Origin of the sequence: Kitasatospora sp. NPDC057015 (assembly GCF_042673745.1) — a bacterium.
Classification (GTDB): Bacteria; Actinomycetota; Actinomycetes; order Streptomycetales; family Streptomycetaceae; genus Kitasatospora.
Map to the genome: position 1 here is coordinate 43,534 of NZ_JBHUSG010000062.1, position 11,374 is coordinate 54,907.

6 protein-coding genes are annotated in these 11,374 nt (G+C 71.5%); 5 read left to right on the forward strand and 1 reads right to left on the reverse strand.

The window, feature by feature from the left end; translation table 11 throughout:
* Positions 1–9: 9 nt before the first annotated feature.
* The 5 genes from ACFTWP_RS36845 (at position 10) to ACFTWP_RS36865 (ending at position 7,675) form a co-directional block, all read left to right on the forward strand.
* Positions 10–1,296: a salicylate synthase gene (locus ACFTWP_RS36845; protein WP_380269458.1), complete on the forward strand. Its 1,287-nt coding sequence runs from the start codon at positions 10–12 to the stop codon at positions 1,294–1,296.
* A gap of 26 nt (positions 1,297–1,322) precedes the next feature.
* Complete coding sequence (locus ACFTWP_RS36850) at positions 1,323–2,936, forward strand: (2,3-dihydroxybenzoyl)adenylate synthase (RefSeq protein ID WP_380269459.1); 1,614 nt, start codon at positions 1,323–1,325, stop codon at positions 2,934–2,936.
* Positions 2,933–4,780, forward strand: coding sequence for an ABC transporter ATP-binding protein (locus ACFTWP_RS36855; RefSeq protein ID WP_380269460.1), 1,848 nt, complete (start codon positions 2,933–2,935; stop codon positions 4,778–4,780). Before ACFTWP_RS36850 ends, ACFTWP_RS36855 begins: the two co-directional genes overlap by 4 nt.
* A complete protein-coding gene (locus ACFTWP_RS36860) occupies positions 4,777–6,531 on the forward strand; it encodes an ABC transporter ATP-binding protein (RefSeq protein WP_380269461.1) in 1,755 nt (584 codons plus the stop codon). Before ACFTWP_RS36855 ends, ACFTWP_RS36860 begins: the two co-directional genes overlap by 4 nt.
* Before the next feature lie 292 nt (positions 6,532–6,823).
* Positions 6,824–7,675: a DMT family transporter gene (locus ACFTWP_RS36865; protein ID WP_380269462.1), complete on the forward strand. Its 852-nt coding sequence runs from the start codon at positions 6,824–6,826 to the stop codon at positions 7,673–7,675.
* 506 nt (positions 7,676–8,181) lie between these two features.
* On the opposite strand, the gene ACFTWP_RS36870 is transcribed toward ACFTWP_RS36865, so the two are convergent.
* Complete coding sequence (locus ACFTWP_RS36870) at positions 8,182–10,818, reverse strand: ATP-binding protein (RefSeq protein ID WP_380269463.1); 2,637 nt, start codon at positions 10,816–10,818, stop codon at positions 8,182–8,184.
* Positions 10,819–11,374 lie beyond the last annotated feature (556 nt).

Consider the following 11,374-nt stretch of genomic DNA (forward strand, 5'->3'; position numbering starts at 1 on the left):
ATCGCTGACATGAAGAGTTACCAGGAGACCCGCGTCGAGGGTCCGTTCGACCCGCCCGCCGTGGCCGCCAGGCTGGCCGCCTCCGGGCTGCTCACCGACTTCGTGGTGTACGAGCGCGATGGACGCTGGTACGTTGCGGGAAACCCCCTCGGTGCGATCCGGGTGGACGCCCGGCGGGTGCGCAGTACCTTTGACGGCAGTACGCGGACCTGGTCGGGCACACCTTGGGGCGAGGTCCGGGCCGCGCTGGCCGGAGTGCCCGCTGCCGGGTGGAACGCCTACGGCTGGGCTGGCTTCGAGCTCGCCTCCGGACGCTCCACCGCGGAGATCCTCTGCCACCTGATGGTGCCGAGCCTGGAGCTCCAGGTCACCTGTGGCGGCGTGCTGATCCGCAGCCTGGACGATGACGGAACGGCGCAGGCGGCATGCGAGCTGCTCGGCACGCCCGCACCGCCGCTGAACGACGTTGCGACGCCCGTCGAGATCCGCACCGGCGAGCGCGAGTACCGGGCGGGTGTGGCGCACGCGGTAGCGGAGATCGGCCGGGGCCGGCTGGAGAAGGCGATCCTGTCGCGCGGCGTGGCCGTCCCGTTCGCCGTCGACCTGGGTGCGACGTACGTGCTCGCCCGGCGGCACAACACCCCCGCACGGTCGTTCCTGCTGGACCTCGGGGGCTGGCAGGCGGCCGGCTTCAGCCCGGAGACCGTCGTCGAGGTGGACGCCGCCGGTGCCGCGTCCACTCAGCCGCTGGCAGGCACCCGGGCTCTCACCGGCGACCGTGAGGCCGACGCCGCGCTGCGGGCCGAGCTGCTGGCCGACCCGAAGGAGGTGTTCGAGCACGCGCTCTCCGTGCGCCTCGCCATCGAGGAACTGGCGGGCGTCGGGAGTCCGGGAGCCACCGCGGTCAGCGAGTTCCTGAGCGTGCGGCCGCGCGGCAGCGTGCAGCACCTCGCCTCCCGGGTCAGCACGAGGTTGGCGATCGGCCGCACCGCGTGGGACGCGCTCGGCGCGGTCTTTCCGCCGGTCACGGCCTCCGGCATCCCCAAGCCCGCCGCCTACCGCCTCATCGAGGAAGTGGAACAGGGGCCGCGCGGGCTCTACTCCGGCACGGTGCTGATGGCCTCCTCCGACGGCTCGCTGGACGCCGCCCTCGTGTTGCGGGCGATCTACCGCCGCGACGGCCGGGCCTGGCTGCGGGCCGGCGCGGGTGTGGTGGGGGCGTCCTGCCCGAGCCGGGAGTACGAGGAGACCTGCGAGAAGCTCGCCGCCGTCGCGCCCTATGTCGTCCCCGCCTGATGCTGACCGAGAGGATTCACCCCAACATGCTGGACGGATGTACGGGCTGGCCGGACGAGACGGCCGCCCACTACCGCGAGCGCGGCTACTGGCAGGGCCGCACCCTCGGCTCGCTCCTACGCGAGCGCGCGGCGGCCTCGCCCGGGCGGCTAGCCGTCGTGGACGGCGCGACCCGCTGGACGTACGCCCGGCTCGACGACCGGGCGGACCGGCTGGCCGCGGCACTCGGCGACCTGGGCATCGGCCCGGGCGACCGGGTGCTGGTGCACCTGCCGAACGTCGCCGAGTTCCTTTCGCTGGCGTTCGCAATGTTCCGCCTCGGTGCCGTCCCGGTTCTCGCGCTGCCCGCTCACCGGGACGCCGAGATCGTGCAGCTGGCCCGGCTCTCCGGGGCGGTGGCGTACGTCGTCCCCGACACCCACCTCGGCTTCGACCACCGGGCACTGGCCCGCACGGTGCTGCCGCGGGCCCCGAGCCTGCGGCACGTCCTGGTCGTCGGGGAGCCGCAGGAGTTCACCGCCGTCGCCGACCTCGCCCTGGCCGAGCCGCGGCGGCTGCCCGAACCCGACACCTCGGACGTCGCGTTGCTGCTGCTCTCGGGCGGTACCACGGGCTTGCCGAAGCTGATCCCGCGCACGCACGACGACTACTACTACAACGCCGTCGCCAGTGCCGAGGTGACCGGCTTGGACGCCACCACCCGCTACCTGGCCGCCCTGCCTGTCGCCCACAACTTCCCGCTGGCCTGCCCTGGCGCGTTCGGAACCCTGCATGCGGGCGGCACCGTCGTGATGTGCCCGACCCCCAGCCCGGACGACGCCTTCCCGCTGATCGAGCGCGAGCGGATCACCGTCACCGCCCTCGTCCCGCCGTTGGCGCTGCTCTGGCTGGAGGCGGCCGGGCAGAGCACCGCAGACCTGAGCAGCCTGCTCCTGCTGCAGGTCGGCGGAGCGCGGCTGAAGCCCTCCACCGCCGCCCGGATCACCCCGGTCCTCGGCTGCGGCCTCCAGCAGGTCTTCGGGATGGCGGAGGGACTGCTCAACTTCACCCGGCTCGACGACCCGGCCGAACTCGTTCTGGAGACCCAGGGCCGGCCGCTCGCCGAGGACGACGAGCTGCGGATCGTCGACGCCGACGACCGCGAGGTCGCCCCGGGGGAGACCGGTGAACTGCACGTACGCGGCCCCTACACCCTGCGCGGCTACTACCGGGCCGACGACCACAACCGCACGGCCTTCACCAGCGACGGCTACTACCGCAGCGGCGACCTCGTCCGCCGACTGCCCAGCGGGCACCTAGTGGTGGAGGGCCGCATCAAGGACGTGATCAACCGGGGCGGCGACAAGATCCCGGTCGAGGAGGTCGAGAACCACCTCCTCGGCCACCCGCAGGTGCACGACGTCGCGATCGTCGGGGTACCGGACGAGGCGTTGGGGGAGCGCAGCTGCGCCTGCGTGATCGCCCACGGACCCCCGCCCTCCCGGGCCGAACTCAACGCCCACCTCACCCGACTCGGCCTGGCGGCCTTCAAACTGCCCGACCGGGTGGCGGTGTTGGAGTCCTTCCCGCGTACCGCCCTGGGCAAGGTCGACAAGCGGGCGTTGGCCGGGCTGCTGTCCGTGGAAGGAGCCCGTCGATGAGCGGCACGATGACCGCGCCCGGCGGCCTGCGAAGTGTCCGGGAGCTCGTCGCGCTCGCCCCGCATGCCCGCGCCGGGCTGGCTCGCGCGGCGCTGCTCGGAGTGATCGGCGGCGTCGGCCCGGTAGCCGGATTCGTCTGCGTGGCGTTCGCCGTCAGCGAGCTCCTGGCCGACGATCCGGCAGGGCGAGTCGTGGCCTGTTGGACGGCAGGCGCACTGACCGGCCTGCTCATCGGGTTCGGCGCACGCCGACGGGCCGAACAGACCGCCCACGAGGCCAGTTACGAACTGGAGGTGGAGCTGCGCCGTCGGCTCGCCGACGCTGTGGCGCGGATGCCGCTGGGGGAGGTTCAGCGGCTGGGCTCGGGCCGGATCAAGAAGGTCATGCAGGACGATGTGAAGTCGCTGCACAACGTGGTCGCCGACGCACTGCCGTTCGTCAGCTCGGGCGTTGCCCAGCCGCTGGCGGCGCTGCTCGCCCTGGGACTGGTCCAGTGGCGGCTGCTGCTCGCCGTGCTGTTGATCGTGCCCGTCGCGATGGTGTGCCTGTCACTGATGACCCGCGACCACGCTGAGAAGCGGGCGCGCTACAACGACGCGAGCGAGAGCGTCAACGCGGCCGTGGTCGAGTACGTCCAGGGCATGCCGGTGGTACGGACCTTCGACGACGGGCACCGTTCGTTCCGCCGATTTGCCGACACCGTCGAGGAGTTCACCGAAGCCGTCGCCGCCTGGACCGCCACCTCGCGGGCCTCCGGCCTGCTCAACCAGGTGTTCGTCGTCCCGCTGCCCACGCTGCTGATCGTTGCGGCGAGCGCTGTGCCGATGCTCGCCACCGGCTGGATCTCCGTCCCCGAGCTGTTGCTCGGCCTGCTAGTCGGCACCATGCCGATCGAGGCCGTGGCGCCGTTGATGCACCTGTCGAACTACATCAACGACTCCAAGGCCGGCGCGGTACGCATCCTCGAACTGCTGCACACCCCGCCGCTGCCCGAGCCCGCCCATCCCCGCGAACCGCGAGGCTCGGCGGTCTCCCTGACGGCCGTCCGCTTCCGCTACTCGGCCGACCGCGGTAGACCCGTACTCGACGGCATCGACCTCGACATCCCCGCCGGGACGGTCTGCGCGCTGGTCGGGCCGTCCGGCTCGGGCAAGTCCACCGTCGCCAGGCTGATCCCGCGCTTCTACGATGTCGAATCGGGCTCCGTACGGGTCGGCGGCGTCGACGTCCGCGAGATTTGCACCGACGTCCTGCTCCGGCACGTCGCCCTGGTCTTCCAGGACCCGTTCCTGGTGGCGGGCACCGTCGCCGAGAACATCCGCCTCGCCCGACCCGACGCCACCGACGCCGAAGTCCAGGCCGCCGCCGAGGCCGCAGCGGCCCACGAGTTCATCACGGCCGAGCTGCCCGACGGCTACCGCACCCAGGTGGGCGAGCGCGGCTCCCGGCTCTCCGGCGGCCAGCGCCAGCGCATCACCATCGCCCGAGCCCTGCTCTCCCGGGCGCCGGTCGTCATCCTGGACGAGGCCACCGCCTTCGCCGACCCCGAGAGCGAGGCCGCCATCCAGCAGGCCGTCGCACGGCTCACCTCCGGCCGCACGGTGCTGGTCATCGCCCACCGCCTCGCCACCATCGTCGACGTCGACCAGATCGCCGTCCTCGACGGCGGACGCATCACCGAACGGGGCCGGCACGCCGACCTAGTTGCCGCCGGCGGCCGGTACGCCCAGCTCTGGGAGCGCCACCAACGCGCCGCGAGCTGGGGCCTCGCCAACGAGCAGCCGAGCTCCGGCCCCCGCACCCCACCCGCCCGGCACGCCCACACCGAGGAGTCGACCCGATGAGGCGGATCCTGCGCCTGATGCTCACCGCCGCCGGCCCGTACGCCCCACAGTTCCGCGCCACCCTGCGGATCTCCGCGGTCGCCTCCCTCGTGCAGGTCACCGCGTACGCGACGTTCATCCCGCTGCTCGCCGAACTCGCCCGCGACCCGGTCCGCACCGGGCGGGCCTGGACCTGGATCGCCGTTCTGGCCGTACTGGTCGCGCTGGAGAGCGTGCTGCGGGTGCGTGAGACGGCCTTCACCTACGACCACTGGCACCTGGTCACCCGGTCCACCCGGCTGCGCCTCGGCCACGCCCTGCGGTCCATGCCCCAGCAGGAGCTGGCCCGCCGCGCGGCAGGCGACCTCACCTCGGTCGTCGGCGCCAACGCCGCCACCGCGGCGGCGGCCATCTCCTCGCTCTCCACACTGTTCGTCCGGCTGGTCACCGTGCCGGTCGTGCTCGGCCTGATCGTGCTCGTCGTGAACTGGCGGCTCGGCCTGGTCCTGGTGGCGGTCACCGCGGCCGCGCTGCCCTTCGTGCGGCAGGTCCAGCAGAGGTCCAACACGGGCTTTCGCGAGGTGGACGAGGCCGACGCCGCCACGGCCGGCCGGATCGTCGAGTACGTCCAGGGCCTGCCCGTCCTCAAGGCCACCGGTCAGGCGGGCTCCGACTCGCCGCGCCTGGCCGCGGTGTTCGCCCACCAGCAGCGCGCCCAGGCCCGGGCGAACCGCTCGGCCGCTGCGCCGGTCGCCTTCGCCCAACTGCTCGTCCAGCTGGCGCTGGTGGCGCTGGTGGCGGTGGGAGCGGCCCTGGTGCTGGATGCGCAGTTCTCGGTGCCGGCGCTGGTGGCTGTCGTGGTGACGGCCGCGCGGTTCGCGGAACCGCTGAGTACGGCGGCGGTCATGACGAAGCTGTTCGAGCTGTCCGAGGCGTCCCTGAGCCGGGTCGGCGAGGTGCTTGCCGTGCGACCCCTGCCCGTCTCATCGGGAGGCTCCGCACCCACGGCCTTCGACATCACCTTCGACTCGGTCACGTTCGCCTACGACCGTCAGGACGAGCCCACCCTTACCGCCGTCGACCTCACCGTGCCCGCGCGGAGCCTGACCGCGCTGGTCGGCCCGTCAGGCTCGGGCAAGAGCACCGTCACCAGACTGATCAGCCGTTTCGCCGACCCCCAGGCGGGCTCCGTCCGGATCGGCGGCGTCGACCTGAGCACCCTGGAGCCGGACGAGGTACTGCGCCACATCGCCGTCGTCTTCCAGGACGTGTACCTCTTCGACGACACCATCCGTGCCAACATCGCGCTGGCCCGACCCGGTGCCACCGACGCCGAGATCGAGGCCGCCGCCCGGGCCGCCAATGTCCACGAGTTCGTCGATCGGCTCCCGGACCGCTACGAGACGCGAGTCGGCGAGACCGGGTCCGCGCTGTCCGGCGGAGAGCGACAGCGGATTTCCATCGCCCGGGCCCTGCTCAAGGACGCGCCGATTGTCCTTCTTGACGAGCCGACGGCCGCGCTGGACACCGAGTCGGAGGTGGTCGTCCAGCAGGCCATCGACCGCCTGGTCGCCGGCCGGACCGTCGTCGTGATCGCCCACCGCCTGTCCACCGTCGTGGGCGCCGACCAGATCCTCGTGGTCGACGGCGGCCGCATCACCCAGCGCGGCACCCATCGCCAACTGCTCACCGAGAGTGACGGCCGCTACGCGCGGATGTGGTCGGCTCAGGCGGCGGCGCGGCGGTGGCGGGTGCCGGCGGTCGGCCGTTGAGGCGGCCTGCCGCCCGGGTGCAGCCAGGTATTATCGTCGGGTGAACACCTACTGGCACGTCGTTCTGCCACCGCTCTGCGCCTGACCGGGCGCAGACACTGACGGTTCATCCCCGACGCCGGCCGACCCGCAGGGCGGCCAGGGCGTGGTGTCGTGCGCCCGTTTCGAATCCGGTCTCTGACGCATTCGACGACGGAAGAACACGACTGTGCCGAACAGCACCACCCCTTTGGCTCTTGCCCGCCCCGCCGCCGGCCGGCGGCCCTCCCGTGACCACTGCGCGGGCGGCCCCGTGCCCATCCTCATCGCCGCAGTGCTGTGGGGAACGACCGGAACCGCGAGCTCTCTGGCGCCTGCCGGCGCACCAGCGGGGGCCGTCGGCTGCACTGGCCTCGCCCTCGGCGGCCTCCTTCTGCTCCTCACCTCGCGCGGCGTCCGCTTCCTGCCCGCCGCCTGCACGCGATCCGAGCGGTGGCTGCTCGTCCTGGGCGCGTTCGCGGTGGCCGGGTACCCGGTTACCTTCTACCCGGCCGTCGCCCGGACAGGGGTGGCCGTGGCCACCGTGATCGCACTCGGCAGCGCGCCGGTCTTCACCGGACTGTTGTCCTGGATCACCGGACACGGCCGGCCGACCGCACGACGGAGCTGCGCCACCGCGGCCGCTGTGCTGGGCTGTACCGTGATCGTACTGGGCCCTGAACTCACCGGCCGTGCCATGCCGGTCGACATGACGGGCATCGCGCTCGCCGCGTGCGCCGGACTCTCCTACGCCGTCTACTCGCTGATCGGTGGCAGGCTCATCGCGAACGGACACCCGTCCGACCCGGTTATGGGCGTGCTGTTCGGCGCGGCGGGGTTGCTGGTACTGCCGCTCGTTCTGTCCACCGGCATGCACTGGCTCGCCACCGCCCGCGGTGCGGCGGTGGGTCTGTACCTCGCGATGTTCACCGTCTACCTGGCCTACCGTCTCTTCGGGTACGGCCTACGCCACACTTCTGCGGCGATGGCCACGACACTGACCCTGGCCGAGCCGGCCGTCGCCGCGGTCCTGGGCGTCGCAGTCCTCGGCGAACGCCTACCGGCGACCTCCTGGTGCGGACTGACTGTCCTCGCCCTGGGCCTGGCCCTACTCGGCCGCGGCTGACCACAGGCATGGAGCCCCCAGCACTCATCGGGTCCGCCTCCGGTCCGCCTCCCAGGAGCGGCGGTACGCGAACCTTGTGCGCGTGACCTCAACCGGGGGGGGGGCACAGGATGCAGGGGGTGGGTGCCGTGCTCCTGCTGCGGGAGCACGGCGCTTCCCGGCGCCTTTTGCAGAAGGCGTCCGGAACTTGGGTGGCGAAAGGACATTGCGTTGTTTCGGAGGGTGAACCTTCCCTCTCCAAGCGCACCGTCGAGACGCAGGTGGCCAACACCCTAAGGAAGCTCCGCACCACCCGCGACGCGATCACGGACCAGAGAGCTGACCGCGACGCGATTCTGCCGAGCTTGAATTGCATGTCCATGGCAGCAGCAGCTGCTGCCGGTGTGCCGGGCGCTGGCTACTCACACAGAGCTGGTGAAGTAGTGCGACCGTGCTGGGTGGAGCCGTGATGGCAGGAGCCGGGTGCATGGGACTGACAGGACATCCGGGTTGCCCTGTCCGCTGGGCTACTCGGTCGGCGGCCGCTGGGAGGTGACCCATGTCGCGATGTGGATGCGGGTGGCCAGGCCCAGCTTGGTGCGGATGCTGGCGGCGTAGTTGGATGCCGTGCGCGGTGAGATCTGCAGGCGGGCAGCGACCTGTTGGTCGGTCAGACCTTGTGCGACCAGCTCGGCTACTTGGTACTCGCGTTGAGTGAGGTGGGTTCCCGCCGCCGCGCTCTGGGGGCTCTGGCAGCTTAGGGCGTAGTGCACGGCGTCCTCCAGGTTGCCGCCGGGGGTACGGCCTTGCCGGGCGGGGTAGCGGGGCGCGCCGGCGCGGTTGGTGAAGTCGGCGACCATGTCGGCCCACCAAGGTGTGGCCATCACCTGAGTGTGGCTGCGGGCTGCTGCTGCCGCGGCGGCCAGGTGCAGGCCCCTGCTGCTGTCGCCGGTTGCCAGGGCTGTGACCGCGAGCCCTTCCAGGTTGTAGAGGGTGGTGTCGGTGTTGGCGCTGGTGCGGGTGAGCGAGGCCCCGAAGTGGGCTTCTGCCTCCTCGTAGTGTCCGGCTGCCATGGCGATGCTGCCGGCGGTGTGCTGCGCAGTGCTGAACGCCTCGGGCGAACTCGCCGGGTCGAGAAGGGTCAGCGCCTCGTCGATGTACTCGCCCGCCTCGTCGGTGAGTCCGGCTGGGAGGATGACCCAGGCGAGGTCGTTGAGAGCGGTGGCCAGGGCGAAGGTCTGGTGGGTGGTCCGTAGCAGGGCGACCTGGTCGCGGCTGGCGGCCACGGCCTTCCCGTGGGCGCCCATGGCGCTGTGGGCACGGCTCAGCGCGGAGAGGGAGCGCACGGTCAGCGCCGGGTGCTGCAGGTCCCGGGCGATGTCGAGGGCGGTCCGCGCCGTGCTGCGGGCCTCGTCGAAGTCGCCTGCCATGCGGCAGGCGAGCGAGCGTGAGCATTCGAGATGGGCGCGGCCTGCAGCGGGCGGCTCCTGGAGGAGCAGACGTCTGGTCAGGTCCCGGGCCGGCTGATGGTTTCCGAGCCGGATCCAGCAGGCGGCGAGGGCCGCGCCCATGAGCGGAAGCCGGTGGTCGTTGGCCTCCTCAGCGGCCTGGACCGCGTGCTGGAGGTGGTGGCGCTCGGCATCGACCGTGCCGATGACCTCGTGGTTCGCGGTCGACAGCAGCATGGTCTTGGCGAGGTCGCCTGCCCAGGCGAGGAAGCGGGCCCGTGCGGTGCCCTCCTCGCTACCCGCCCTGAGCTGCTCGGTGCCGAAGAGCCGCAGTGATTCGAGGATCCGGAACCTGCCGGGGGCGTCCGGCATCAGCAGGGACTTGGCCGCCAGAGCGCTGAGCAGTGGCCACGGGTCGGGCGGTTGCGGCCGCGACGTGTGGCACAGGGCATGCGCCAGGGATTCGTCGAAGCTGCCGGGCGCGTAGCACAGGGCACGGAACGCCCGTCGCTCCTCGGCGGTCAGCAGGTTGTGGCTCCACTGGATCGCCTGCCGCAGGCTCTGGTGCCGGTCGGGTGCTCCGCGCAGGTGGTTCACCAGCAGGTCCAGGCGCCGTTCCATACCTCGCAGGAGCTGCTCGGGGGGCAGGACGGCGGCCTGCCGCGCCGCGAGTTCGATGGCCAGCGGAAGGCCGTCCAGCTGCGTGCAGACGTCGGCGATGGTGGCGGCGAGTTCGGGGGTGAGGCGGAAGGACGGGTCCGCCGTCCGTGCCCGGTCCACGAACAACTGGACAGCCAAGTCCTGCTGCGGGGGATCGGCGACGGCCGACAGGGGGGAGAGAGTGAGGATCACCTCGCCGCGTATCTGTAGTGGTTCCCTGCTGGTGGCCAGGATGTGCAGGTGGGGGCAGCGGGCGAGCAGGCGTTGCACCATGGCGGCGCATGCGGCGGCCAGGTGTTCGCAGTTGTCCAGGACGATGACGGCCTTGGTGCGGCCGTAGCGTTCGGCTACGAGGTCCTCCACCAGGGCGGCGGGCGGCCGGCCCTCGTGCACCGCGGCGGCCACGGCCGGTTCCACCATGGCGGCGTCCGACAGCGGTCCGAGGTCGACCCATCGCACCGGGCTGGCTCCGAACTGGCTCATTTGGGAGATGTATTCGAGTGCGAGCCGGGTCTTGCCCACTCCGGCAGGCCCGGTCAGGGTGAGGGCGCGTGACCGTCCGAGGAGGGCGGTCATCTCGGAGAGCTCCGACGTCCTCCCGAGGAAGCGGTCCGCCGCCACGGGCGGGTCGCCGTTCAGCCCGTCGTCGACGACGGTTCGCAGGATCGGGGTGAGCGAGTGGACCAACTGCCTTCCGATGTCCTTGCGGTAGTACACGTCGTCGGGGGACTTCTGGCCGATCACGACGATGCCACGCCCTGCGCGGTAGTGGCGCAGGAGGGTCATGGCCGACATGTCGAGGGTGGCGGCGAGGTCGCGCCAGGAGACGCCGCGCTCCCGCGCCCGTCCGATCTCTTCGTGCAGGGCCCAGGCGCTGGCGCGCTGGAGGGCCGCGAGAGCGGCGGCCTGGCCGGCGCCGGGGGAGACGGTAGGGGATTCGCCCGGAGCGAGGTCGGTGGTGTCGATGTGGGTGGTCGCGGGCGGGGTGTCGGGCTCCCATGCTCTGGTGTCCGAAGCGCGCGGCACAGCAGGGTCTTGGGGGATCTCAATGCTCATGGTTCGGCTTTCGCTCACAGTCTGGCCGCGCAGGTGCCCGTAGCGTCGTCCCGCAGGCGGCTTGCCATGACGGGGGACCGTACTTGCGCTGTGCGGGGCCGCACATCTCAGTTCCATCGGGGTCGTTCGGGTGCCCCGGAGTAGGTGCTCCACTTTCTTGTCGAAGGCCGGTACGACGCTTCTGTTGGTCGTGAGTTCCAGGTGTGCCGGGCAGCCGTGCTGTGCGCGGGGTGCGGTAGACGACGACGCCGGTCACTGCGGTTCGGCCGCATCCGTGTCGTGTCGGTTGTTGGGTCTGCGTGGCCTGTGGATGTGCACTCGAATGGCGTGCGAGGGTCGGCTTGGATTGGGGTGGGTGATTTCGGGTGAATGTCAGGCTACACATGTATGTCGGCGGGGTGGCGGGCCCTGGACGACTGCACGGATTGGTTTGAGTTCGTTGCCGATCCGAGTCGGTGGTTCGCGCGGCCTGGATGGTGCACGGCGTATCAGATCCGTACATGCAAAGCCCTGGGACGTCGCATCAAAATGGTCCCGGGCGGTGATCCGGGGCGGG

Excerpts from the sequence above, each read along its gene's own strand:
- ACFTWP_RS36845 (WP_380269458.1), top strand. The coding sequence starts at position 10 with ATGAAGAGTTACCAGGAGACCCGCGTCGAGGGTCCGTTCGACCCGCCC.
- ACFTWP_RS36850 (WP_380269459.1), top strand. The coding sequence starts at position 1,323 with ATGCTGGACGGATGTACGGGCTGGCCGGACGAGACGGCCGCCCACTAC.
- ACFTWP_RS36855 (WP_380269460.1), top strand. The coding sequence starts at position 2,933 with ATGAGCGGCACGATGACCGCGCCCGGCGGCCTGCGAAGTGTCCGGGAG.
- ACFTWP_RS36860 (WP_380269461.1), top strand. The coding sequence starts at position 4,777 with ATGAGGCGGATCCTGCGCCTGATGCTCACCGCCGCCGGCCCGTACGCC.
- ACFTWP_RS36870 (WP_380269463.1), bottom strand. The coding sequence starts at position 10,818 with ATGAGCATTGAGATCCCCCAAGACCCTGCTGTGCCGCGCGCTTCGGAC.